The sequence below is a fragment of the Sphingobacterium sp. UBA5996 genome (genome assembly GCF_002429765.1).
GTDB lineage: Bacteria > Bacteroidota > Bacteroidia > Sphingobacteriales > Sphingobacteriaceae > Sphingobacterium.
On sequence record NZ_DJAS01000005.1, the window covers coordinates 102732 to 127144 of the forward strand.

At 45.4% G+C, this 24413-nt stretch carries 23 protein-coding genes and 1 pseudogene; 15 read left to right on the forward strand and 9 right to left on the reverse strand.

What is annotated here, in order from left to right:
• Positions 1–82: 82 nt before the first annotated feature.
• From B3E00_RS04375 to B3E00_RS04385, 3 genes are all read right to left on the reverse strand, one after another.
• On the reverse strand, positions 83–3256 hold the full coding sequence (locus tag B3E00_RS04375; RefSeq protein ID WP_293937132.1) for an efflux RND transporter permease subunit: 3174 nt from the start codon (positions 3254–3256) through the stop codon (positions 83–85).
• Between the two features lie 6 nt (positions 3257–3262).
• A complete protein-coding gene (locus tag B3E00_RS04380) occupies positions 3263–4651 on the reverse strand; it encodes a TolC family protein (protein WP_293884465.1) in 1389 nt (462 codons plus the stop codon).
• 78 nt (positions 4652–4729) lie between these two features.
• A complete protein-coding gene (locus tag B3E00_RS04385; RefSeq protein ID WP_293937135.1) occupies positions 4730–5095 on the reverse strand; it encodes a hypothetical protein in 366 nt (121 codons plus the stop codon).
• A gap of 139 nt (positions 5096–5234) precedes the next feature.
• Here B3E00_RS04385 and B3E00_RS04390 point away from each other — a divergent pair, with 139 nt between their 5' ends.
• The 5 genes from B3E00_RS04390 (at position 5235) to B3E00_RS04410 (ending at position 10026) form a co-directional block, all read left to right on the forward strand.
• Positions 5235–5978: a flavin reductase family protein gene (locus tag B3E00_RS04390; protein ID WP_293937137.1), complete on the forward strand. Its 744-nt coding sequence runs from the start codon at positions 5235–5237 to the stop codon at positions 5976–5978.
• A gap of 120 nt (positions 5979–6098) precedes the next feature.
• Complete coding sequence (locus B3E00_RS04395) at positions 6099–7526, forward strand: DHA2 family efflux MFS transporter permease subunit (protein WP_293937141.1); 1428 nt, start codon at positions 6099–6101, stop codon at positions 7524–7526.
• A gap of 117 nt (positions 7527–7643) precedes the next feature.
• Positions 7644–8192, forward strand: coding sequence for a GNAT family N-acetyltransferase (locus B3E00_RS04400; protein WP_293937143.1), 549 nt, complete (start codon positions 7644–7646; stop codon positions 8190–8192).
• Between the two features lie 85 nt (positions 8193–8277).
• A complete protein-coding gene (locus tag B3E00_RS04405) occupies positions 8278–9141 on the forward strand; it encodes a helix-turn-helix domain-containing protein (protein WP_293937182.1) in 864 nt (287 codons plus the stop codon).
• 132 nt (positions 9142–9273) lie between these two features.
• On the forward strand, positions 9274–10026 hold the full coding sequence (locus tag B3E00_RS04410; RefSeq protein ID WP_293937146.1) for an SDR family oxidoreductase: 753 nt from the start codon (positions 9274–9276) through the stop codon (positions 10024–10026).
• Between the two features lie 59 nt (positions 10027–10085).
• On the opposite strand, the gene B3E00_RS04415 is transcribed toward B3E00_RS04410, so the two are convergent.
• Together B3E00_RS04415 and B3E00_RS04420 are read right to left on the reverse strand one after the other, a co-directional pair.
• On the reverse strand, positions 10086–10529 hold the full coding sequence (locus tag B3E00_RS04415; RefSeq protein WP_293937148.1) for a carboxymuconolactone decarboxylase family protein: 444 nt from the start codon (positions 10527–10529) through the stop codon (positions 10086–10088).
• Positions 10530–10595: 66 nt separating this feature from the next.
• Complete coding sequence (locus tag B3E00_RS04420; protein WP_293937150.1) at positions 10596–11171, reverse strand: Crp/Fnr family transcriptional regulator; 576 nt, start codon at positions 11169–11171, stop codon at positions 10596–10598.
• A 148-nt stretch (positions 11172–11319) separates the two neighbouring features.
• Here B3E00_RS04420 and B3E00_RS04425 point away from each other — a divergent pair, with 148 nt between their 5' ends.
• The 7 genes and pseudogenes from B3E00_RS04425 to B3E00_RS04455 all read left to right on the forward strand — a co-directional run bounded on the left by B3E00_RS04425 (position 11320) and on the right by B3E00_RS04455 (position 15617).
• Positions 11320–11886: a hypothetical protein gene (locus B3E00_RS04425; protein WP_293937152.1), complete on the forward strand. Its 567-nt coding sequence runs from the start codon at positions 11320–11322 to the stop codon at positions 11884–11886.
• A gap of 156 nt (positions 11887–12042) precedes the next feature.
• Positions 12043–12375 carry an ArsR/SmtB family transcription factor gene (locus B3E00_RS04430; RefSeq protein ID WP_209581236.1) on the forward strand — a complete coding sequence of 111 codons (333 nt, stop codon included), beginning with the start codon at positions 12043–12045 and terminating at the stop codon, positions 12373–12375.
• Between the two features lie 67 nt (positions 12376–12442).
• Positions 12443–12916, forward strand: coding sequence for a DUF6428 family protein (locus B3E00_RS04435; protein ID WP_293887947.1), 474 nt, complete (start codon positions 12443–12445; stop codon positions 12914–12916).
• 17 nt (positions 12917–12933) lie between these two features.
• Positions 12934–13548, forward strand: a complete 615-nt coding sequence (locus B3E00_RS04440; RefSeq protein WP_293937184.1) for a low molecular weight phosphatase family protein — start codon at positions 12934–12936, stop codon at positions 13546–13548.
• 48 nt (positions 13549–13596) lie between these two features.
• Positions 13597–13968 (forward strand): annotated as a pseudogene (locus B3E00_RS04445) (arsenic resistance protein); the annotation flags it as partial.
• A gap of 284 nt (positions 13969–14252) precedes the next feature.
• Positions 14253–15188, forward strand: a complete 936-nt coding sequence (locus B3E00_RS04450) for a 1-phosphofructokinase family hexose kinase (protein WP_293937155.1) — start codon at positions 14253–14255, stop codon at positions 15186–15188.
• A 294-nt stretch (positions 15189–15482) separates the two neighbouring features.
• The gene (locus B3E00_RS04455) at positions 15483–15617 is read left to right on the forward strand and encodes a hypothetical protein (RefSeq protein ID WP_293937157.1); all 135 of its coding nucleotides are present in this window, start codon (positions 15483–15485) and stop codon (positions 15615–15617) included.
• On the opposite strand, the gene B3E00_RS04460 is transcribed toward B3E00_RS04455, so the two are convergent.
• Positions 15601–16632, reverse strand: a complete 1032-nt coding sequence (locus tag B3E00_RS04460) for a hypothetical protein (RefSeq protein ID WP_293937159.1) — start codon at positions 16630–16632, stop codon at positions 15601–15603. The two genes, B3E00_RS04455 and B3E00_RS04460, sit on opposite strands and share 17 nt — an antisense overlap.
• Before the next feature lie 298 nt (positions 16633–16930).
• Between B3E00_RS04460 and B3E00_RS04465 the strand changes: the two genes are divergently transcribed.
• The 3 genes from B3E00_RS04465 to B3E00_RS04475 all read left to right on the forward strand — a co-directional run bounded on the left by B3E00_RS04465 (position 16931) and on the right by B3E00_RS04475 (position 19146).
• Positions 16931–17929 carry a helix-turn-helix domain-containing protein gene (locus B3E00_RS04465; protein ID WP_293937162.1) on the forward strand — a complete coding sequence of 333 codons (999 nt, stop codon included), beginning with the start codon at positions 16931–16933 and terminating at the stop codon, positions 17927–17929.
• Between the two features lie 212 nt (positions 17930–18141).
• Positions 18142–18696, forward strand: coding sequence for a MauE/DoxX family redox-associated membrane protein (locus tag B3E00_RS04470; RefSeq protein WP_293937165.1), 555 nt, complete (start codon positions 18142–18144; stop codon positions 18694–18696).
• Between the two features lie 162 nt (positions 18697–18858).
• Entirely contained in the window at positions 18859–19146 is a 288-nt protein-coding gene (locus B3E00_RS04475) for a hypothetical protein (protein ID WP_293884447.1), read from the forward strand.
• On the opposite strand, the gene B3E00_RS04480 is transcribed toward B3E00_RS04475, so the two are convergent.
• Genes B3E00_RS04480 through B3E00_RS04490 form a run of 3 tightly spaced genes read right to left on the reverse strand, consistent with a single transcriptional unit; the run spans position 19133 to position 24412 of the window.
• Positions 19133–19759, reverse strand: coding sequence for a TlpA family protein disulfide reductase (locus B3E00_RS04480; protein WP_293884446.1), 627 nt, complete (start codon positions 19757–19759; stop codon positions 19133–19135). The two genes, B3E00_RS04475 and B3E00_RS04480, sit on opposite strands and share 14 nt — an antisense overlap.
• Before the next feature lie 3 nt (positions 19760–19762).
• Positions 19763–21160: a RagB/SusD family nutrient uptake outer membrane protein gene (locus B3E00_RS04485; RefSeq protein WP_293937167.1), complete on the reverse strand. Its 1398-nt coding sequence runs from the start codon at positions 21158–21160 to the stop codon at positions 19763–19765.
• A gap of 18 nt (positions 21161–21178) precedes the next feature.
• A complete protein-coding gene (locus B3E00_RS04490; RefSeq protein ID WP_293937170.1) occupies positions 21179–24412 on the reverse strand; it encodes a SusC/RagA family TonB-linked outer membrane protein in 3234 nt (1077 codons plus the stop codon).
• Position 24413: the final 1 nt, after the last annotated feature.

The window sequence follows — 24413 nt, forward strand, 5'->3', positions numbered from 1 at the left end:
CCGCATTCAATCAGCCCGCATACCTTTGGCGTTTTTATCTTTAATACTATTCTCTTCCTTTGCAATCCCCTTGCTGCCTTTATCATCGCAGTTCCTGCGGATGGGTTTCGATGGATAAAGACCCATGATCGGGCTCGTCCTGCGGCAACAGGGATTCGGAATCAAACGATGATTTTTCCTTCATCCACACAAACAGCAGCGGCAATACAAAAAGGGCGGCAAAGGTGGATGCAAACAGCCCGCCGATAACGGCTCTTCCCAGCGGAGCGGCCTGTTCGCCTGTCTCCCCCATGCCCATGGCCATGGGAATCATGCCGGCAATCATGGCCATACTGGTCATCAGGATGGGACGCAGCCGTGTGGTTGCACTGGCCAAAGCCGCTGTACGGGCATTGCGAAAGTCGAGCCGCAGCGTTTCAGCATTGGACACGATCAGGATCGCATTAGCGACCGACACCCCCGTAGACATAATCATGCCCATGTAAGACTGCAGGTTGAGTGTAGACCCTGTGAGCAAAAGCATGGCCAGCGAGCCCAATATTACGGCTGGAATAGTCACCAATGCCGTCAGCGAAAGCTTGACACTTTGGTAATTGGCGGCCAGCAGCAGAAAGATCACAACAATAGCACAGGCCAGACCGAGCTGCAGACTGCCCATGGTATCGAGCAACAGCGTCGACATCCCCTTCATTTCCACCATAACACCGCGCGGCGGTGCCGGAAGCTCGCGAATCGCCTGCTGCACATCGGCCGTTGCTGAACCCAGGTCCTTTTGATGAATATTGGCCATCACTGTCAAATACCGCCTTGGCCCCTGCCGGTCATACTCTCCCGGTACATATTGGGTATTGAACGTGGCAATATCCCCCAAGGTGGGCGTGAGCTGCCCTTTTACCAGCGGAATCTCCCGCAGTTCGTCCATGGTATTCATCACATATTCCGGTACCTGCACCTGTACCTGATACGTATAGGTATTGTTTTCGTCGAGCCATTGGATCTTTTGCGTAAATCGGCTGGACGAGGTACTCGCAGTTACCGATCGCGCAATATCATCCATCTGCAGACCAAGCTGTGAGGCTTTGAGCCGGTCGATGGCAATGGCAATCGTCGGCAAGCGTAGTGGCTGCGCGATCTGCACATCGCGCAGATAGTCGATATGCCGCAGTGAACTGACCACTTTATCGGCATAGACCTTTAGTTCGTCCATTTTCTTTCCGGCAACGCGCACTTCGATCGGTGTTGCCGCCCCCTGGCTCATAATCTTTTCGGTCATATCAATAGGCTCAAAATTGAGTCGCAATTTGGGCAGTTTAAAGTGGATGTTACGCCGTAAGGCATCTTTAAGCTCATCCATATTGACATGATAATCCGCATTGAGGTTCACCTGGATCACCGCCTCATGCGTCCCGGTATTAAATACATACAGGTTACTGACCCCATAACTGCTGGGTACCAGACCGACGTAGGCCGAACTGATGGCAACCTGGTGGTTTACCGTGCTATCGATTACTTGGAGCACCTGCTTGACGGACTCTTCGGTACGTTCGAGTCTAGTGCCATCCGGTTCCTTGATGCGCAACTGAAACTGCCCATTGTTGACCTTGGGCATCATATCCTTGCCGATATACATAAATGCTGCCGCTGCAAGAGCGACCGTGAACAGCAGATAACCGACAATCACTTTGCCCTTATGCCGCATGGACCGATACAGGCCAAAGCGATACCGCTTTTTGATCTTATCGAAAAATCCAGGCGAATCCGACTGGAAATGACCAATGTGATGCTCTTTGAGCAGCCAGTTGGATAGAATGGGTACCAGCGTCTGCGCCATGAAATAAGAAGCGATCATGGTCAATCCGATGGACAAAGAGAGCGGCAGAAACATCGCCCGCGGTATGCCCGTCATCATAAAGGAAGGTGCAAATACGGCCAAAATACAAAACAGGATTAAAAGCAATGGTACCGCAATTTCCTGACAGGCCTGATAGATGGCCTTACGCTTGTGTGCCCCTTGTTCCTGATGCTGATGAATGCTTTCGATGGTCACCGTGGCCTGATCGACCAGAATACCGATGGCCAGTGCCAATCCGCTCAAGGTCATAATATTAATGGTCTGGCCAAACAAGGTGAGCAGCAGTACGCCGATCAGAATGGACACCGGTATGGTTACAATGACGATGAGGCTGCTTCGCCAGTCGCGCAGAAACAAGAGTACCATCAGGCCGGTAAGCAAAGCACCGAGCCCACCTTCGTGCAAAAGACTCTGCACCGAATTCATTACGGCCACGGACTGGTCAAACTCATAAGACACCTTGACATCCTCCGGCAGCAGATTCTGGATTTCGGGCAATTTGGCTTTGAGGTTGCTCACCACGGCCCAGGTAGATGCATCCGATGTCTTGACGGCAGGAATATAAACCGAGCGCCGCCCGTTGATCAGGGCGTAACTTACGGTCACGTCCGAAGCATCCGATACCCGTGCCACATCTTTGATGTAAATCGGAATCCCATTTTTTGTGAGAATAGGGATATCGGCGAAGTCGGCCACATTCTTGATCAATGAATTGATGGTGGTTACGTACATCGTATTATTGAGGTGCAGGTTACCCGATGGCGACATCACGTTGAATTTGGACAAGGCCATCACCACCTCATCTGCGGTGAGGTTGTAGCTCCGCAGTTTATTGGGGTCTACATTCACCGTGATCGTTCTGGAGTTGGCGCCGAAGGGCGGCGGTGCCGAGAGTCCCGGTACCGACGAAAACGTGGGCCGTACCAGCGTGCTCGCCATATCGTAGATCTCTTTGAGGCTTCTGGTTTTCGACGAAAGAACCAGCTGCCCCACCGGTAGTGAAGAGGCATCAAAACGGACCACCTGTGGTGGCAAGGCTCCAGGCGGGAAAAACTTCATGGCCCGGTTTACCTGCAGTGCCACCTGCGCCGAGGCTTCGGCCATATCGGTATTTTCGTAAAAACTAAGTTTCAGAAGCGTAAGGCCCTGAATATTTTTGGCGGATATATTCTTGATTCCATTTACATACAGAAACTGATCCTGCATCCGCGAGGAGAAGAAACCTTCCATTTGCTGCGGGGACATTCCGCCGTATGATTCGATGACGTAAATTGTCGGCGAATTGAGCTGCGGAAAGATATCTATCGGTATTTTCAGTACAGCGAGCACCGAAAAGAGCAACAGGCTCAGCGTGATGATAACCGTGGTAATGGGCCTTCGTAAAGCAGCTGTGACTAGTGACATAAGTGATTAGTTAAAAAGTTGAAGAAAGCCATCGACATTGTTCTGTGCCACCACCTGGTGAAACAATGCCAGGTAATAATTGTACTTGGCCGTGATGTAATCGCGCTCTGCCTGATAGAGCATGTTCTGGGCTACATTAACCTCCACGATGTCGATGAGACCGTTTTTGTAGAGGGAAAACTTCTGACGGTAGGCGGCATTTGCAGCCTTGGTCTGACGCGGTATTTCCTTGAGCCGTCTTCCGGCAGTTTCCACTTCGGCGGCCGACTGTGCGATATTCATGGAAATGTTGGCCTGTTGTTCCTGTAGTTTCTGGCCCGCCTCGTTCACCATAAGGCGCTGCGTATTGAGTTTTACCTTTTTGCGGCGCAGGTCGAATAGGTTGTAGTTGATGCCCAGGCCAACGAGGTAATTGCCACGCTGCAAGCCAAAGCCATCGGTGAGCGCCCCATAGCTATTGTCGCTATGGACACTGGAAGCCCTTCCCCAGACTGCGCCGGAGAGGAACAGCTTGGGGCGGTAGCTGCTGGCAACCAGCTTTTCTTCCATCTTGGTCTTATCGAACAATGCATTATAATAGGCGACCATCGGATGCTGTCGGCCACCATCGAGCGCAATGGGGGCATTCTTGACCTGCTCAAAAAGAATCTTTTCGGCCGTGGTATCGGCTACAATCTGAGCTGGCGATATTCCCGCCAGCGTGGCCAGCTGAATCTGCAACTGCTGCTGCTGATTGTCCAGCTCGATGAGGCTAAGCTGGCTCCGCGATATTTCGGCATCGGCCATACTGGTATCTACCCCCGCCCGGATACCACTTTTGACGAGTGCAAATATCGATTGGCGGATTTCCTGGTTACGGGCGATGCTGCGCGACTGAATACCGATCAAGTCGTGCAGCTTTAATAATTGCAGGTAACTATAGATGGTAAAAGACTGTAAGTCGTATTTAGACTGATCAAAACGGCGGTTTTCGACGTTTACCTCCGACTGGGCGAGTGCGTCCTGGGCGTTGAATTGACCAAAGTTATACAGTTCCCACTGGAAAGCTGCGATGCCAAGATTGCTGCTCACCGCCTGATACTTATTATCGGCGCGGATACCGCCATTGTTGGTAGGCACGAGGCCAAATCCGAAGTAAGGCCCCGGTACATTATTATTGGATCCGACATCTGCCTGATACGACAGCTGGAGGCTTGGCAGACGGTTATTTTTCACTTCGGCGGCACGGGCCTGCTGTACCTGTGTACGCACGTAGTCGGTCCGCAAAGAGGGCGCATGCTGCGTTACCGAAGCGAGCAGTTCGTTGAGTTTGATAGGCACATGACGCTCCTGACCGTAGCCCAATAGGCTACAGCAGAGCAGCACATGCCCCATAAGGACAAGTTTCTGAAACATATAAAAAGCTTATTTTAAATAAATGAATGTCTGTAGTCCCACGGGGAACCATTGCATACGATTAAAATGGCTTTTTTATCATAAGGTGAGCTGGAGATTACGCAGGTAAAGCCGTTCTAGCGGCAATATCTTAGACAGGAAGTGCCCGGTAGAAAACGCGTCGAAATTTGGAACAAAAGTGTTAAAAAAATGAGTGATGAAAAACTCCTTCACTTTGGCCACAAAGTGGCGGACGGGCGATAGCGTCAGGCAGACACCATCCTTTGCATCCACCCAGTCCAAATATTCCTGTTTGCGTTTACTAAAGGCTTTGATAACGGTGATAAACTCATTCTCGCCCTGCGCTTTTGCCTGATGGTAGAGTGAAAAGCCGATCAAAGGCTTTACAACTAGCAGCATCGCACTCACCAGTAAGAGAAATTGAAATATGACTCGTCTTAACATAGGTTGTATTACGTCTAATGCATGCAATTTGATCTGCATACGCTACAAATATAAACAATGACGTACTACGCGAATGTAACATTGCCATAGCAAAAGTTTTTGTAAACATGATGTTGCAATCGATGTTTGTAGTATATTTATGCATCAATTTAACGGTGATAACCTGTTAGCGCCAGAAAGCACTATTCGTATATCATATCAGCTTTATGTAGCTTCCTGTGCAGGAGGCTATTACACAGGGTCGCTGAAAATTGAACATAAGCATTTAGACACGATGATTTATACTAAAGACGCCATTGCTGCATTTGAAAGAAGATACAGGGCCAACTTTATCAATTCACTGGGCGGGTTTAAAAGCCTGGTACTGATCGGCACCAACAACAGCGACGGAAGTGAAAATTTAGCTACGTTCAGTAGCTTATTCCACCTGGGCGCAGATCCTGCACTTTGTGGTATTATCCTTCGGCCGGCCACTCCTTTTAGCAGTACATTGGATAATATTCTTGAACAGCAGTGTTATACCATTAATCATGTTTCACCTGCATTCGTACAACAGGCGCACCAGTGCAGCGCCAAGTATCCAAAAGGCGTGAGCGAATTTGAACAGGTTGGGCTCACCCCCGAATACCTGGAAAACATCCCCGCTCCTTTTGTGCGCGAAAGTACACTTAAATTTGCCTGTAATTTTGTGCAGCAAACAGCCATTGAGCTAAACGGTACGACCTTGGTCATTGGGCAGATTACAACGGTGCTGGTGCCGGATACGTATGTCAAGGAAGATGGCTATATTGATATCGAAGAAGCCGGTTCAGTAACCACCAGCGGACTTGACAGCTACCATACCACCAACCGGATTGAACGGCTGCCCTATGCGAAGCGCTGATTTAGCGGTATATTGATTTGATACAACGCAACCCCATCACTATCGGGTAAAAATAGCCTTTACATGACTTTTCTTTGATGAGATCCGCTTACTTTTGTGGCAAATATTTCCCGTTCGGGAATGAAAAAGAGCAAAATGAAGAAAGAATCACGCATCATATCGCTCATTGTCGGGGGCACGCTGCTTATGGAGATGCTCGACACCACAGCGATATCCACGGCCTTACCCAAAATGGCTCATGATTTTGAGACAAATGTAGTACACCTCAGCGCGGGTATTACGTCTTATACCGTTATGTTAGCAGTATTTATTCCGATCAGTGGCTGGATTGCGGACCGTTATGGTGCAAAAAAAGTGTTCAATATGGCGATTATTGGATTTATCCTTTCGTCTATCGCCTGTGGGCTCAGTACCAGCCTAACAGCCTTTGTGCTAGCGCGCATCTGCCAAGGTACCGCCGGTGCCCTGATGGTGCCTGTGGGACGTCTCATTGTGCTAAAGCACACCGAAAAGAAAGATCTGGTTGAAGCGATCGGTTATATTGCCTGGGCCGGACTATTGGGTCCAATTATCGGCCCTGTGCTGGGCGGATTTTTCACCACCTATTTCAGCTGGCACTGGATTTTCTTTATCAATGTACCCGTCGGCGTCTTTGCGCTGTGGGCAGTACATCGATTTATCCCGGCGATGGATTCAGAAAATAACCGTCCGCTTGATATCGTCGGCTTTTTTATCAGCGGTATCGGTCTTGCCGGCATTATGCTGGGGACTGAAATGATCGGTGCTGCCAACGGCAATTATACAAAACCGATCGTGACCATTTTAGCAAGCTTTGCGCTTATGGCCGTCGCCGTATGGCACTCCAAACGCATCAAATATCCGCTGATCGATTACAGTATCCTTAAAGTAAAGACCTTCCGGATTACGGTGTATTCGGGTTCGATCACGCGTATGGTGATCAATGTAGCGCCCTTTATATTGCCCCTGATGTTGCAGCTCGGTTTTGGACTGAGCCCATTTCATGCCGGTCTCCTCTACATGGCCAATATGCTGGGCAGTATGAGCATGAAGCCCGTGGCCATGTGGATCACACGGAAATATGATTTTCGAAAAGTCTTAATCGGCAATGGCGTTATCCTGACGCTTGTCACTGCCGGGCTATCCCTGCTATCCATACAAACGCCGATTTGGCTGGTGGCCATCGTATTCTTCTTCTCCGGACTGACGCGCTCGCTTCAATTTACGAGCCTCAACACGTTGGCTTACGCAGACGTACCGAATGAAAAGATGAGCAATGCCAATACCCTGTACAATACGGCGCAGCAAATGGCGCTCGGTATGGGTATCGCGCTGGGCGCAGTGACGCTGCACCTGGCAAGCAGTTACTACCAGGATACGGTTTATCAGATGCGCGATTTTAGTTTGGCGCTCCAGTTAATAGCCGTTTTATCGATGCTATCGTTAATTGAGTATTTCAAAATTAGTCCGAGTGACGGAAGCAATTTAAGGGGCTTGCCCTCACAAAAAGAAGCGCAGAAGGCCGCTTAGCTATACCGAAAATTTAAATTAACAGCTGGATTTGTTTCCGTATTTATTATCATTGCAATTGAATCAGCTATGGTCTAAATTTTTAGAGAAATAGCGCGTCATTACATTAAAGTTACTATGTTAACACTAGATTTCACTGCATTTCCAGAACTACACAGCGACAGGTTAACCCTCAGACGGGCAGATACAACGGATATACCGCAGCTCTATCGCTTGCGTTCTGATGAACAGATTATGAAATACATTCCACGCCCCATGGCAACTTCGCCAGACGAGATTGCCGAGTTCCTGCGGGTGACGGATGAAAAAATAGCGGACAATGAAATGATCAATTGGAAGATCAGCATCAAGGGTGACCCTACTATGATCGGAACAATAGGCTTCTACCACATTAAGCCTGAGCATTATCGTGCAGAGATTGGCTATATGTTGCTCCCGGAATTTCAGGGGAAGGGCTATATAACTGAAGCGATTGCTGCAGTCGTCCACTACGGCTTTGAGGCGATGGGACTTCACTCCATCGAAGCGTTAGTCGATCCGGAGAATATAGCTTCCAGCACCGTGCTCGAAAAATGTGGTTTTGTAAGAGAAGCTTATTTCAAAGAGAACGAATTTTATAACGGTAAGTTTCTTGATACCGTCGTGTATTCAAAATTAAAAGGATAAGTTTATACGAGATTTACGGAACAAAAAAACATCGATCTTAATTCTTAACATAGATGCACTACATTTGAACTTAAAATTGCGCCGCATGCCAAAAAGAGATCCTATTTTAGTGAACAGCATGGATTCCAGCAGCAGTATGGCTGTTGGAATATGGGATGGTTCAACTCCGGGGATCCTAAAAGCACTGAATCCGCATCGGCATGACCACTATACCTGCATGCTTGTAGAGGCTGGCCAGCTGGAAGTCCTATTTGATTTGGAACCGCTCACCATGCCTGCAGGGACACTTTTTATCTGCCCGCCGCACCAGGTCCATCAGATCACCAGCAGATTAGGGGCAGCGGGTTATTACATTTCGTTCGAAGGCCGTCATATAACGAGCTCAGCCAAAGATATCCTGGATGCAGCTTTACATGAAACCATTATATTGTCACTTTCAGCGTCCGAGCAACAATGGTTTAAATCCGTCCTCGACTCGCTCATAAATTTGCACAGCATAAACAATACTGCATATCAGGAAGTGCAGCAACCCTTGCTTTCAGCTTTTATAACGCAGGCGGTAATTTGCCAACAGCGCAACGTAGTTGGGTCCATAAGTCACAGCCCCCGGCTTATGAGTATCGCCAACCAATTCAAAAATCTTGTCAGGAACGATTATCGCAGCCTTAAACGTCCATCAGAATATGCCCAGCAGTTAAATATCTCCGTGGCCCATCTAAACGATGTCGTAAAAAAGGTGACCGGCCTATCCGCATCCGCACTGATTCAGAAGGAAATACTAAGCGAAGCACAGCGCCTGCTCTATTATTCGCGATTAAGTATTAAGGAAATTGCCGTGCAGCTCGGTTATAAAGACACCAAGTATTTTATCCGGCTTTTTACAAAAAAAGCTGGGCTATCCCCGGGCGATTACAGAAAGACACTACGCGCCAATACGGATCAAGCTTAGCCCACCCAGTCTATTCAACTGCGACACAGCCCTTTTTTTGTCCACCTTTAACCTTTGTTTATCAGTTTACCGGCGTTCAATTTTTGATCAATTTTGTGCAATAGATAAGTTGTATATTTAAATTGTTCAGCTATGAAAATATTAGTAATCGGTGGAACGGGTCTTACAGGAAGGCTGGTCACAAAAAAACTGGCCAAACTTGGTCATCAAGTCGTTATTGGCTCGCCTTCACATGGCGTGGATCTAATGACAGGAGAAGGTCTTACACAGGCGCTTGAAAATACGGAGATCGTGATCGATCTCTCCAATTCCTCCACTCCTGAAGAAGAAAATGCCATCCACTTTTTTAAGACCGCAGGAAAGCATCTGGTAACAGCAGAGGTGGCTGCAAACATCAGGCATCACCTCGTACTTTCCATTGTCGGAACGGACGACGCGCCAGAGATCGGCTATCTTCGCGCCAAGAAATATCAGGAAGACAATATCAAGCAGTCCGGAATACCTTATACCATCATTCGTTCGACACAATTTTATGAGCATACCGATGCCATCATTGCCGTGCAGGGCCAGGGCAACGAGGTATTTGTTTCCAAGATCGACTACCAGCCCATTGCCCTAGAAGATGTCACAGACTACATTGTGCAGTTTGCACTCGAGGAGCCTAAAAATGGTACGGTCGAGATTGCGGGGCCCATAAAGGCCAATATGGACGATTTTGTCGCAAAATATATCGCGATCACCGGGAAGCACATCAGGGTAGTTTCCGACGAGGACAGCAAATATATGCATCTGGTTGTTCCTAAATCATTGCTCGTACCTGCTGGAACATACCATGCCGGCAAGATTCATTTTGAGGACTGGGCACTGAAAACTGCAGTAAGTTAACAAAGGGAGCTAAAGAAATACTTCTGGTTGATTTCTACAACTCCCTGTATTACTGATTTTTAATACTCTATTTGTAGATGCGTACTCACGGCAATACGGTTCCAGCCATTGATGGTCACGATGAGCATAATGATCTGAGCAATCTGATTTTCAGTAAAAAATTGCGCCGCCTTGTTGTAGGTTTCTTCAGCTAATCCATGCTGGTGGATAAGGGTTACTTCCTCTGTCATTGCCAGTATGGCCTGCTCCTCTTCGGTAAAAAATTTGGTCGCCTCCCTCCAGGCACCCAATATAAAGATACGCTCTGGTCTTTCACCGTTTTTAATGGCATCCTTGGTGTGCATGTTGATACAGTACGCACAGTTGTTGATCTGTGACGCACGAATTTTGACGAGCTCTTTAAGCGTTTGTGAGATGTCAATTTTGGAAAGATAACCTTCCAATCCCAACATGGCTTTATAGCCCTGTGGTTCTGACGTACTGATGTTGATTCGTTTATCCATGTTTCTTATTTTTTGTTTTGCTTCTACAAAATTGGAAAATGAAAAACCGGAAAAACTTAAACGGGTTTAAGAAAGATTCTTTTTACGTATTTCGCTGAGATATTCGGGAGTAAAGCCCAGATAGGATGCCACAAGATATTGCGGTACGCGCTGGAGAAAGGCCGGCTGGTCTTTGAGGAAATGAAGGTATAGTTCTTCCCTAGAGTATTCATAAAGGAACTTGATACGCATCTGCGCTGCGGCATACGCTTTTTGGTACACCATGCGAAAATACTTTTCCAGGGCCGGATGCTTCTCGAGCAGTTCATCATAGGCTTGCTTGCGAATGACCAGAACTTCCGTTGGATGTACAGCCTGGATGTAAAACGCTGTGGCTTTCTGATTGATATACGAGAAGGTCTCTGTCATCCACCAGTTCTCAATCGCAAATTCAGTGGTTTGCTGCACCCCCTTTTCGTTAATAAAAAATTTTTGCAGAATTCCATCCAGCACAAAATAATTGGCTTTGCAGATCTGCCCTTCAGTCAATAGGTTTTCTTTCTTCTTTAAGCGCTGCCGCTCGAAATATCCGGTTATCTCGACAAATTCATCATCGGAAATTTTTATAAATTTATCCAGGTGTTTTTTAAACTGTTCAAGCATTATTTTAAGTCTGTTTCCCTTATCTTTAGTTCGATCAAGTTACTAAAAAATAACATAACCTCAACAACCTCAAAGTAAAATCAGGCGCGGACTTTGCTGCTTAGAACTCGAACATCCTATATGAGTTAATTTAAATACAGAAAAGAAAATGAGCCAATACTTTTGGATTGCCATACCTGCAGAGCTGTTTTTTCAGTATTGTGGCCAAACGATGGAAAAACATGGTGCGCACGCTTATATTGAGACGATAAACCGCCAATCGGGCACGCGGAAATGCTTCAAATATAGCCAAGAAAATGAGTCGGCATTTTTGAAAAGCATAGCATCAGCGGATTATCATGGATTTTTCCTGTCCACCTATCCCTTTTCCGATCAGGAAACTATTACAAGCTCCGGCATCTTTTACGATTCGCCTGTAGCCGAATATACCCTTGCAGGAAGCGGCGGTTATGAAACAGACCGGACAAGAGAAATCATTCACTTACGGCAAATTATGAAGCAAGCCGACAAATCCGCAAAAGCATTTTTTGCAGCCTTGCAACGCAACCTCAAAAAGATCCCCGAATTACGCGACACCCTGCGAAACGGAAACAAAACCCATTTTTACCTGCCAACAGCAAAGCGTATCATTCCACAAAACGCACATAGCCAGCTTATAGAAATACCTTGGGAAGAGCACTGCCTCAGCAAAGACCTTATGTACCAACAGGAATAATCAGTAGCCGTGTACAACCTATCGTTCCCGAAAAGAAATTGCGCTGTGCTAGTCAATCTGTTCAGCAACTAAGAACTAATTAGGCCGACATTTTTTATTTCCGTTTGTATCTTAATTATTAATATCGTAATATTACAATATTAAATAAGCTTCACCATGGGACTTACCAAGACAGAGATTTTTACAGACGAGCAGAATAAAGTGGCTTCGGCATTCAAAGTATTGGGCCACCCTGCAAGGATCGCCATACTTCAGTACATTATCGATAAGAAAGCCTGTATTTGCAATGATCTTGTGGATGAACTGGGACTTGCCCAGGCAACCATTTCACAGCATTTAAAGGAACTTAAAAGTACGGGTATTATTCAGGGCACTATCGAAGGAAAGTCTGTCTGTTATTGTATTGACGAAGCGGTATGGAAGTCGGTGCAGCGCAATTTCAATGCTTTCTTCAACCAGGAGGTAAAAGTAAAGAGCTGCTGTTCGTAGCGCTTTTTTTTAATCAATAATATCGTAATATTGCAATATATAATTACACAAATTTAAATCCAATACCATGAGACTATCCGAAATCAAAGAAATCCTACCAACATTGGAAACTATTGAATTCCAATTGGATAACGGAACATTGGTTCCCGAGCACTTCCACGTAACCGAAGTGGGCCAGATCACAAAAAATTTTATTGACTGTGGCGGTGTTGTCCGTCAGGAGAAAACGGTAAACTTTCAGCTTTGGAATGCCGACGATTATGATCACCGCCTGAAACCCGCCAAGCTGCTCCATATTATTAACCTTTCGGAAGAAAAGTTGGGAATGGAAGATGCGGAGATCGAAGTAGAATATCAGCTTGATACCATCGGTAAATATGGACTTGATTTCAATGGGAAGACTTTTGTTTTAAAAAGCCGCACAACTGCCTGTCTTGCTGAGGATGCCTGCGGTATTCCCGTTGAAAAACAAAAAAAGAAGCTTATTGAGCTATCGGTCAATCAATCATCCTGCTGCACTCCGGGTTCGGGATGCTGCTAAACCATTAAACTCGCATGATGTACCCTACATTATCCGATACGATCGGACAGTTGGGATGGGAACAGTTCGCTGGTGAAGAACGCAAAGCCGCCTTACAGCTCCTGATAGATTATATCCAGCAGAAGGTAACAGCTAAGCAACCCATAAACCTGAACTTTATCTGTACCCACAACTCGCGCCGGAGCCATTTAGCGCAGGTATGGGCGCAAACTGCCGCCACTTATTTCAAGATACCGAATGTATGTTGCTACTCCGGTGGTACAGAAGAAACGGCGCTGTTCCCAAAGGTTGCAGAAACATTGACAGCCCAGGGCTTTCAGATCTTAAAGATTGCCGACAACAATAATCCGGTATATGCTATAAAGAGCAGCGACAATGCGGTACCCATGATCGGATTTTCAAAAAAGTATGACAGTCCGTTCAACCCTTCAACTGATTTTGCGGCAATTATGACCTGCTCCCAGGCGGACGGTGGATGTCCTTTTATTGCCGGAGCAGAAAAGCGCATCCCCCTCACTTTTGAAGATCCCAAGGTATCAGACGGAACGCAGGAACAGGCCCAGATTTACCACCAGCGGAGCCTTCAGATCGCAACAGCGCTGTTCTATGTTTTCCATACCATTAAACTCTAGCCCCATGCAGTCGAAACTTAAATTTCTTGACCGGCACGTAGGTATGGGCTGATTGCTTTGCTGTTCACCATTGTCGTCATGTTCAGCCTTAAAGGGGAAATGATCCTCCAGCTTCCTTTCGACGTACTGCGCATTGCTGTTCCATTGGTGATTTACTTTGCGTTGATGTTTGTTGTTAGCTTTATCGCTGGCAAGAAAGTTGGCGCAGATTATTCGCAGAGTACGGCAATTGCTTTTACTGCCGCGGGAAACAACTTTGAACTGGCTATAGCTGTTGCCATCGGCGTATTTGGTATTAATAGCGGACAGGCTTTTGTCGGCGTGATTGGCCCATTGGTTGAAGTTCCTGCCTTGATCGCACTGGTTAATCTGGCTTTTTGGTTCCGGAGGAAGTATTTCACTTCCCCATCCACTGTTTAAGCTGACGACCACTTGTATCATTGAGCCATGCCCACGCATGGCTTTTTTTATGGCGGTTGGCATTTTCTCGTGCTTTCAACTACGTGCCCAGAATCTACAAGGTTCCTTTAACGGATGATGAAGGTGTCTTGACGACGATCCGGCTTCCTTCAACCGCTCGTTTTAAGTTCGGTGGATAAGGCCGCACACTATCAACAATAATCAGTAGCTTTATTTAAATTATCGGCTAGTGCATTTCGACAATGAACTATTTTATCTCTGAATCGCAATTATAACGTAAAAAAATGGCAAAATCTATTTTAACAATCACCCTGAATCCATCCGTAGACAAGAGTAGCAGCGTACAGCATATCGTTCCCGAAAAGAAATTGCGCTGTGAACAACCGATATACCAACCAGGTGGCGGCGGAATTAACGTATCGCGGGCTTTGAAGAGACTCGGCCTGGCTTCTACTGCCCTTTTTACATCTGGTGGAAAGACTGGCAGCTTGCTCGAAGGCTTATTGAAGCTCGAAGATATTGCCGTCGATCCTATCCGGGTAAATGGCGAAACCCGCGAAAATTTTATTGTGGTTGACCGTTCAACCAATCAGCAATATCGATTCGGCTTTCCAGGAGAACACGTTGAATCCAACGAGCTCGAGGGGATCATGGCCTCAATTGCGGAACTGAAGTATATTCCGGATTTTGTCGTTATCAGCGGTAGTATGCCGGCTGGTGTACCGCCCGAGTTTATACGGTCACTGATCCATACGTACAAAACCAAGGGCAGTAAAATAATTGTCGATACCTCTGGCGATTCACTCCACGTTGCATTGGAGGAAGGTGTCTTTTTAATCAAACCGAATGCCGGGGAGCTTGCTGCGCTTGTAGGGAAAGAGGAATTGGGGCATTCTGATCTGGACATGGCAGCCCAGCAGCTCATATCGGAGGGTAAAGCAACGCTGATCGTGGTCTCGCTAGGTGCACAGGGCGCTATCTTGTATTCCGAAACAGAAAAAATCCAGCTACCTTCCCCACTGGTAAAAGTACGCAGTACTGTGGGCGCTGGTGACAGTATGGTCGCCGGAATGGTGTCTGTCTTAGCCCAAGAGGGCGATCTCGAACAGGTCCTTCAGATGGGCATCGCCTGCGGCTCGGCGACCACAATGGCAGAGGGAACCGGACTGTTTGCCAAGAAAGATGTCGATAGGTTGTTTTCGGAAATTGGAAAAAGATAAAAAACTCTAAATCAAGAACAAAAAGCAAATCACCTAAAGACTGACAGCTGCCCGAAAAGCATCGCCTGACCGATTACAGACCAAATTTGTCTCAACGTTGAGTTTTCTAGCAACAAAAAGATCGATAGCATTGCAAAGTTAACACGCAATCAATTCCCTATCAACTCCCAGCTTTCATCGGGATTTCATCGGGACGGCATCGGGCGCTGCTCGAATTTATTCCGAGGAAAAGCTGAGCCCAATACGAGCAAGATTATTGTAAAGGCAGGAGTTGGTTGGGAGAAAGTGCCAAGAATGTTGGGCAATCAATGGAAATACGACACCATCAGCCCTGCGATATGGCACAGATCATCGGCAGTAGGCTGGATGGATGCCGCGCTTGGTCTATTCCAGTTTACAATTGCGGGATACATCAGTTTAGCGGTATAAGGCGATCCCAGTGCTCATGCCGCAGTGTATGTAGGTTGTCGATAAACTCCTTTAGTTTTTTTTCTTTGCGCATCCATTCCGTGACGAGCAGTAGGCTCATGATTTCCAGTTCCGACATCTTAGCATGCAGATAATCGAACACTTCTTTTCTAAACTCCAGATGCGTCGCATACGGATCCACCGGATAACGCACGAGCATCATATTCACCCGGCACGTTTTACTGATACGGAAGTACCATTTGTCGAGCCCCAGCTGTTCCAGCTCCTGCACAAAATGACTGCCGTCCTCACGGCTGCCGTCGATCAGAATAAGTTCTTTTTTTCTTTTATGCGAAAAATAGAAGGGTACATCAAACATCCGTACCGCATCTTTTTGCAAGTTTTCGATATTGAAGGGGCTGCTATGATACAGCACATCAAAAAGAAAACCGGGTACGATATACGCATCTGACACCGTCGGCAGTTGCGGGCTCGCTGCACTTTCGCTGTTATTTTCAACAAGGCGATGCTGCGCCATAATCTCCTTCTCAAATAAGGCCATTATGTTTTCCGACGTTAACCACCATAGCCTGCCTTTACAGAAAACAACGATTGCATTGGCGACCAACCCTGTACTCACCCAGGGCAAATAATACAAGTAATAGATGCTTAACAGCTTATCCTGACCGTCGATGCGATCGAACAACACATACATGCAACCCAGGTGCATGGATATACTCCCTGCGGCGGTATATAGAATCGCGCTGATGCGCTTAGTACGGGGCAAACTCTTGGTGTTGATCTTGCCGTTATCGAGCAGTTTCAGATCGGGATATTGCTTCTGCCACTGGGTCCAAAAAACTTTTAGGAGCGCCTGCGTAAGCAGCACAGGCAAGAGGATGGATAGGGCAAATTGGAATACATAGGTCCAAGACATGGGCGGCCAAAATGGCTTTAGCCCGATTTCGTTCGTTCCGATCAAATTATAAAGCACGGCGATAAGCAGGCTCAGCGCAATTAGTTTTAATCCCTTCATAAGCTCATTCAAATTCCCTTAATTGGTTTAGGTTGTTATTATTTAATCACCCAATTTACTAAATAAAATTTACTAAAAACTGATTTACGGCGCTTAAAAGGAAAATTATCCTCCAAAATAGCAGAGGTTAGGACATTACACTTGCATCCGTGACCAAATAAAGGCCATATTTATAGCAAATAGTAATCAGATAAATAAAAATTTAAAACAGTAGTAAAGCAATTGGACCTTATCGAAAAATCACTCCCCCCGATCATCCCGCAATCCTGGCCGGGGGAAACTTATACGCCTAAAGCGAATGAAAAAAGCATTACATCTCCATCTTGAATCTGTCTTTGGCGCGTCCTGCCCGCTTGCTGAATCGACTATTCAGCCACAAATAGCACTATCCAATGGAAAGATCAGTCACTACCGACACCCCTCTGGCCAAGCCTGCCTGCAGGAGTTTGATGGGCTGCTCGGTTACATCAACCTGCTGGATGTTGCGGTATCAAGCGATATCGTCATCCCGGTAAGGGTAAAGCGCTCCGATATGCATATCATCTATGTTTTGAGTGACGACTCTGCAATTCAGATCAAAGATATCGGCCAGCAGACCAGTTACAGCATCGCTTGCAATCGCGGTCGTTATTTCTACTTAACCAGAGGCGATTATGAAATATACATTCCCGCAGGTAGCTGTACGCTTGTTAACTTTTATTTCCGCGGCAGTATTTTCCGGGATGGCAACGAGCGCCCCTTCCAGTTCTTGCATCACCTGGTCGATGCCTATCGAAATGAAGACAAGCGATCCTGCTGCAGCATTGATTTTCGTGTGGGCCCCCGAACCATTTCATTGATGAAGTCCATTGCGGCAAAAATCAAAAAAGGCGACCTGGATAGCGAGGTCAATATCCTCTGGGCGATCAAGAAACTGATCCAGCTATCGAAGGAAAAGATTTTTGAAGAGTATGAGAAGATATCGCAATCGCAAGCACAGTCCAAAGCAGCCTATTCAGCCATCAAACAGGCTGTGGCAGCGCATGGCCAGGATTTTAAACTGGAAGATATTGCTTACCCGTTTGGAATCAGTAAAGACTATCTGCATCAACTCATCCATAGCTATTATGGACAGAGTCCCCAGGAGCTGAAAATAGCGTTTATGGTACGCCTTGCCAAGAAGTATATAGCGGATGGCATGCACACCGACGAAATTGCCTATGAACTCGGCTACACATCGCCCAGCAGCTTTGTCCGCTTTTTTAAAAATCAAACGGGCATGACACCAACGGCATATTTTAAGCGCAATAACCAATGATTTGACACGCCCCTATTCTACATTTTTATGGCTATTGGCATCCATTACCCACATTCTGTATATACAAGAGTCCAGATTCTGTATATCCCACTTGCTTTTTACTGTCGAACTTTGGTATAAGATGGTTGACGGGATGGTAGTGGATAAGCATATAACAAAACTGCCAATGTAGAGTAGAAATAAGTATATACAGAAAGTAAATCGTTAATACAATGGATAAAGTTAATAATCATATTGAGCAAACAGCTCCGGCACCAAACCGGGGAAGAGGGCACTGGGTAGCATTGGCGCTTTTAAAAGCAAAATTTTTTGAACTGATCTATTTTGGTAAAAATCATCCCCGCGCGTTTGTGGTACAATCCATTACTTACTTGCTCTTAATCCTGTGGATTGTTGTCGGCTCAAGAAAGATTTTTGACTATACTGCGTTTCGACAAGCTATGCTAGATCAGCCGTTCGAAGATAATTATGGAGTTGTATTGTCGTACCTCCTACCATTAATGCAACTTGGTACAGGCATGCTCTTAATTTTCGAAAAGACTAGGCGTTACGGATTCTTGCTGACAATCTTACTTATGATGGCTTTCTCTTGGTATATCGCACTTGTATTAAAAAGAAGATGGGGATTTATTCCATGCGATTGCACGCTGGAGTTCCCCGTTGACTGGAAGGGCCATCTTTGGATCAATGGCATTATTGCCGTGTCTGCTCTAACAGGACTACTATTAGAAAGTATAAGGAAACGAGCTAATAACTACGTTACCTAAAAACATATTTATGCTAAACGCTACAGCAGAAGCTAAGCCCTAGGATGGTTTGGTGGAAGGGCCCGTCTGCCAAAAGACAAGTAAAGAACTGGTTTTCCTTTAGCTCCTTTAGTTTATATAGAAGAGCCATTTACAAAATTATTATCATTCATAAAAAATGTCATGAAACAAATCAAATTTAATGCAAAAGCTACAGTAGCTGTAGCCGTTGCAATCGCATCATTCTTTGGGTTCAATAGCTTCAAAAAAGCAGACTCCCATCTTTACAAATTAGTAGGCAATGAATACCGTATGGTAGACGAAACTAGCGGTGAGTGTCAGCCTACGACACCGAACACCTGTCTCTGGAGAATTGAGAGTGACCAATTGACAATTCCTCAAAATCAGGCCCCCTCACCGCAGCCTGTCAGTCAAGGAGAATTTAACGGTGATTTTGCTACCGCACCTTAGCTTTTTTTTTGTGGGATAGTAAATATTCGTTGATAAGCGCTTTAAATCTCAGCGATCCGGCGGATTCTATCCCATTCTTTTCAGGCAACGGCCTAGGGGGATTTCTTGCTATGATTTCCCCCTCGTTGCCGATTATGATCCACCGAGGTACTCCTTTCATGCTATAGTAACTTGTGATCGGATGATAAAAACCTTCTGGAGCTGTGCTTAAAGAAATTGATAAGGAGTCGGTATAGTAAATAGTTCGATTTTTTTGAACATCACCATTATCTAAACAATTTTTCCATACATCGGCATCATCATCCAGATTGATGTCAATGAAAACGACGTCTTTATTGGATTCATAGTATTTTCTTATTTTGGCTAACGGTTCTGACAAAGCCAAACATGGTGCACACCGATTTACCCAAAAATCAATTACCACTACCTTACCTTTAAAATCCGCCATGCGTATAAGCTTTCCATTCCTATCTTTTAATTCAAAAGGATAAGCCATCGCGCTATCAAGCTGCGTTGTATTCAATTTTATTGTTGCTGATACATTTTGAAATGTAACCGATATTAAAACGATCAATATGCCTAGCATAAATAATCTCCAGTTGTTTGTTCTCATATACTATCTTTTGTTTTGTGTTAATCCACTGAACTGTATTTCCTGTATTGGTAATAAAAACGCATATTTTAAGCTTTTGGGCGGCAGTATATATTCCTTATCGCCCAATATTCTTTTAAAACTTATATTCCGACCCTCCACATTTAATCGACGGACATCCGACCAGCGCATCCCCCGAAAAAGAAGTTCCTTGCGACGCTCATCCAACACCTGTTGAATGGCATCATTACTCGTATTAAAATTGACTCTTGGTATGTTGCCTGCAACAAAACGATTTTTATAGAGATTGTCCAACAATATTTTTGTTCCATCAAGATCGCCAGTTCTTGCTTTACATTCCGCGAGTATCAGCAAGACCTCATCGGTCGCCGCTCCATTAAAACAATTCGTTCCATTTAGCCCTGTAGTATACAGATTCTTTCTGTTCGCTTTTCCATCTTCGGTAAATGTGAAATACGCCTTTAAACGCAGATCTTTGGGTTGATAAAGTGCGATTAGGGTCGAGTCTACAAAACTATTCGGAGCAAATCTCCCCACAGCAGTTGACAGATACCCTTGCTGAGTGCACATTACTAATATTTCCGCGTTATTCCGATCGAAAATTGCATCACCATCTAACGGAAGTTTATTATAATCCAATAGCACATTGTATGTATTGTACGACTTCTCACTATATTGCAAAGCCTTTCCAAAATCACCCATAACCAAATAAATCCTTGCCAGCATAGCCTCGGCAGCAACTGTACAAGGTCTATTCCTAAAAGTCGAAGGGATCTTGTTTTGCAACAGCCCAACAGACTCTTCCATATCTTTCACGATGCTATTATATGTGGCCTCAAGTGATGCCCTCTTCTCCAACTGATCTATATTCGGCGAGTAGCGCAACGGAATTCCCATTTCACTTGCAGCAGTCTTCTGATCGTAAGGCAGACAAAATGTTTCGGCAAGCGCGAAATTCCACATTGCCCTGAAAAATAATGCCGTACCTTTGATATCATTGTATTCATCCCTATTCGCGGCAGTAACCTCGATATTGTTCAATACATCAAGGACAACATTGCATACATAAATAGCGTAGTAGCAATTGTTCCATTCGCTGATCTGCGGATTGCCTTCGTAGATATCATCTTCCCAGATATAGGAATTCCGTTCCTGTACAAATACTGTCGACTCCCAGGTCGCCTTGTTATAGTAATATTCGTCAGAAGCCAATTGGCCCAAAGACGGAAACCAATAGTTTAATCCCTGCACTAACTGACCATCGTTATCTAGAAGACGTCTGCAATCGTTTAAAGTCTTTGGATTTACTATACTCGCATCGGGTTTCTCTTCCAAAAAAGACTTTGCACAGCCCACGCATAATAGCATGGACAATACATATATAAAAAGCTGCTTTTTCATCTTAATATCTTTTAATCATTAAAAAGTTGTTTTTAGCCTTAGGCTGAATTGCCTTGGCACGGGATAGGCCGATTGATATACATTTGGATCTAAGCCCTGTTTATTGGCCCGCCAGAGAATGCCTACATTATCGACCACAAAAGTCAGGTCCAATGACTTCATCCATCGGAAATAGTCTATTAAACGCCAACCGATCTGTATATCTTGCAGACGGACGATGTCGGACTTTTCAACCAACGCAGTACTGTAAGCATACAGATTGCTCCGCGACGAGTTTGTAGGATAGATTAGCGCAGGTACACTTGTCGACACTTCGTCCCCAGCCTGTTGCCAGCGCTTATCGTAATCGTATATCGCAGCACCCATCACAGTCGGACTATAAAGGTCTGTATTGCTTAAGGATATGCGCCTAAAATATCCACCAAACTGATACATGATATTAAAACTGCCATACAAGCGACCATAGCTAAAATCATTTCTAAATGACCCGAAAAAAGGCGGTATACGGGGCCCATGGAATTGGATATTCTCCAACTCCTTATTATTGAGTATGGCACTATAATCTTTACTCTCCACACCATTCAAATAGCCTATCGGATTACCTTCATTGTCCAACCCAGCATAAGGGAAGCTAAATAATGCCGATTGCGGAAATCCTTCATACGGGTTGAGATAATTAGTGGTCATATAGCTAAAATTACTTGCCTGTTTGACCTGATAGTGAACAACCTTATCCTTAGCTTTTGAAAAATTAAATACCGACTGCCACTGGAAGGCCCCTGTTAAGTTTTTGCTGGTCAGCGAGAGATCAAATCCCTCTACCTCCGTATCCGCAACATTACCTTTGTACTGGATCAGTCCAGTCTGCGGTGCTATCGGTCCATTGCCGATCAAATCATTTCCCTTTTTCCAGTAATGATCAAAATGCAACACAATACGCTGGTTATATATCCCTAAGTCTAAGCCAATATTGGTGACCCTTGTCTTTTCCCAACGCAACGATGGATTAGGCGGATTAAGGATTGTAGCATATAAATTTTGATACCCATTCTTAGATGTCTGATACCTTGCTGTTAACCAAGCCGACATCGTCTTGTCTACGTTTCCCTGTACACCATAGGAAGAACGAAGCCTCAATTCAGACAGCCAATGCACTGAATTTAGCAAATCCCGCTTGGCATTATAAGCACCGCCTACCGACCAGAGCGGCACCCCCTTTTGGTTGGTTGCTACACCAAATAGATTAGATTCATCTCTACGGATGCTCCCATATACATCATAGATACTTTTGTAACTATAGGCGGCATTTAGCAGATACGAACGGTAACGGTCTACATGCCAGTTCTGGTAATTTCCATTATTGATGACCTGACTACCCCCATAGATACGCGGCAAGGCATTGATATGGTCTATTGTCGCTGATGTCGCAGTAGAGGGATCATAACCAAACAGTTGCTTCTTATCCACTTCACTCCTAGCATCCGACAATTCCATCGCCATTAGCGCCGTTATATAATGATCTTTATTGATCTTCCTATCCAGCGCCAGTTGCCCGCGCCACAAATAAGAAGTCCCACGTAAGTGACCGATTGTGCGATTTTCCCCGACTGGTATTTGTTGTACATATTTAGCTGTAGCGTTATCATACCGTGTAAACGTGTTGACCATATTTCGCACGTAATAGGAATCCTCTGCATAACGCATAAGATCATCCCCTATGGATTTGCTATACTGGTACTTTACACTGGCTGTCAGGAATGGTAAGATTTTGGCATCTATTCCACCATTCAGCCGTAGGTTGAACAGCGAACTGGTAGACATCCCTTTACCGAGATCCGTCAACGGATTATAGTGCCAGTCAAGCAGGTTCCCATTGCCGATAGTATCTACATAGCTATTGCGCATACCGCCAGTTATTGCTACTGGCGAACCATCGGCAGAGACCAGTTCTTCGTAAGGATACATTGCTGAGCTGCTCTGCGCATTCTGCGTTTTTGTATCTGTCAGATTGGTCTGAAAGGAAAAATTGAGCCGATCATCCAAAAAGCGCTGATCGTATTTCATCAGGAGTGTCTTGCGCTCATTTTGGGAATATTTCGTTGCCTGATCTACTCGATTGAGACCGCCCGAAATATAAAAACTGCCGTCCTTAAAAGGTCTTGAAATCGCCAGATTATACTGCTGTTCGAGCGGGATCCTATATAAATATTTCAATCGCTGTATACGACTGTCTTTTAAGCGGTAAGCATCAATCATTTCATTCCCTAATTCTTCCGCCAATTCACCTTTGCTCATTTTATCCAATAGCTCAACCACCGGTGAAACCGGCTGATAGCCAGTCTTCAATCGAGCATTATAAGCGCCCTTTTTATAGAGAAACTTCTCCACGTCAATAAAGTCACTGCTCGATATGGATTTGTTATAATAAAGATCAGGTTTATCGGCGATGCTCTGGATCACTTCAGCCGATAAGGAAAGTCGGTCTTTACTGCCCTGTTTGGTACTGATAACAACAACTCCATTGCCCGAGCGAGCCCCCCATATTGAAGCCGCAGCGGCATCCTTTAAGATAGAGATCGATGCAATATCTGCAGGATTGAGGCTACTTAATCCACCGTCATAAGGAAAGCCATCTACAACGATTAGTGGCTCCGCGTTCGCAAATAAAGTACTTTTGCCCCGGATCGTAAATTCGGGCTGATTGCCGCCCTCGTTGCTATTGATCTTGGGCAGTTGCAGCCCAGTGGTAAGCCCATTTATTCGCGACAGGATGTTAGAAGAAACTGACCTGTCGATCAGCTTTTGGTCCAACACATCGACACTCCCTACCGTCCTTTCCTTTGAAATACGCTGATAACCCGTATTGAATACCTCCACTTCATCCAGTTTATTATCAATAGGTATCAACCGAACATCCATTGATACCCCTAAAGTATAACTCAAGGACTGGTCATTGTATCCTAGATGGGTGAATATGATCTTGCCCTTTTCAGCTATTACTTTGATGGTAAAGGAGCCATCGTTTTTGGTTGATACTCTCCCCTTTTCATCGGCTATGGTGACCGATACACCTGCTATTGGTTTACCGTCCATTGCTGATAAGACTATCCCTGATACAGTAAGAAGCCCATCGGCCCCGCTGTCCTTGCGGGGCGTCTGAGCCGATAAACTAAACATATAGAACAATGCGAATAGCATTATAAGCGCTCCCTTATCCAATAAGGCAGCATAAAGATTGGCTCTTTTTGTCATC

Coding starts and splice junctions, on each gene's coding strand:
- B3E00_RS04375 (WP_293937132.1), bottom strand. CDS start 3,256: ATGTCACTAGTCACAGCTGCTTTACGAAGGCCCATTACCACGGTTATC.
- B3E00_RS04380 (WP_293884465.1), bottom strand. CDS start 4,651: ATGTTTCAGAAACTTGTCCTTATGGGGCATGTGCTGCTCTGCTGTAGC.
- B3E00_RS04385 (WP_293937135.1), bottom strand. CDS start 5,095: ATGTTAAGACGAGTCATATTTCAATTTCTCTTACTGGTGAGTGCGATG.
- B3E00_RS04390 (WP_293937137.1), top strand. CDS start 5,235: ATGCATCAATTTAACGGTGATAACCTGTTAGCGCCAGAAAGCACTATT.
- B3E00_RS04395 (WP_293937141.1), top strand. CDS start 6,099: ATGAAAAAGAGCAAAATGAAGAAAGAATCACGCATCATATCGCTCATT.
- B3E00_RS04400 (WP_293937143.1), top strand. CDS start 7,644: ATGTTAACACTAGATTTCACTGCATTTCCAGAACTACACAGCGACAGG.
- B3E00_RS04405 (WP_293937182.1), top strand. CDS start 8,278: ATGCCAAAAAGAGATCCTATTTTAGTGAACAGCATGGATTCCAGCAGC.
- B3E00_RS04410 (WP_293937146.1), top strand. CDS start 9,274: ATGAAAATATTAGTAATCGGTGGAACGGGTCTTACAGGAAGGCTGGTC.
- B3E00_RS04415 (WP_293937148.1), bottom strand. CDS start 10,529: ATGGATAAACGAATCAACATCAGTACGTCAGAACCACAGGGCTATAAA.
- B3E00_RS04420 (WP_293937150.1), bottom strand. CDS start 11,171: ATGCTTGAACAGTTTAAAAAACACCTGGATAAATTTATAAAAATTTCC.
- B3E00_RS04425 (WP_293937152.1), top strand. CDS start 11,320: ATGAGCCAATACTTTTGGATTGCCATACCTGCAGAGCTGTTTTTTCAG.
- B3E00_RS04430 (WP_209581236.1), top strand. CDS start 12,043: ATGGGACTTACCAAGACAGAGATTTTTACAGACGAGCAGAATAAAGTG.
- B3E00_RS04435 (WP_293887947.1), top strand. CDS start 12,443: ATGAGACTATCCGAAATCAAAGAAATCCTACCAACATTGGAAACTATT.
- B3E00_RS04440 (WP_293937184.1), top strand. CDS start 12,934: ATGTACCCTACATTATCCGATACGATCGGACAGTTGGGATGGGAACAG.
- B3E00_RS04450 (WP_293937155.1), top strand. CDS start 14,253: ATGGCAAAATCTATTTTAACAATCACCCTGAATCCATCCGTAGACAAG.
- B3E00_RS04455 (WP_293937157.1), top strand. CDS start 15,483: ATGTTGGGCAATCAATGGAAATACGACACCATCAGCCCTGCGATATGG.
- B3E00_RS04460 (WP_293937159.1), bottom strand. CDS start 16,632: ATGAAGGGATTAAAACTAATTGCGCTGAGCCTGCTTATCGCCGTGCTT.
- B3E00_RS04465 (WP_293937162.1), top strand. CDS start 16,931: ATGAAAAAAGCATTACATCTCCATCTTGAATCTGTCTTTGGCGCGTCC.
- B3E00_RS04470 (WP_293937165.1), top strand. CDS start 18,142: ATGGATAAAGTTAATAATCATATTGAGCAAACAGCTCCGGCACCAAAC.
- B3E00_RS04475 (WP_293884447.1), top strand. CDS start 18,859: ATGAAACAAATCAAATTTAATGCAAAAGCTACAGTAGCTGTAGCCGTT.
- B3E00_RS04480 (WP_293884446.1), bottom strand. CDS start 19,759: ATGAGAACAAACAACTGGAGATTATTTATGCTAGGCATATTGATCGTT.
- B3E00_RS04485 (WP_293937167.1), bottom strand. CDS start 21,160: ATGAAAAAGCAGCTTTTTATATATGTATTGTCCATGCTATTATGCGTG.
- B3E00_RS04490 (WP_293937170.1), bottom strand. CDS start 24,412: ATGACAAAAAGAGCCAATCTTTATGCTGCCTTATTGGATAAGGGAGCG.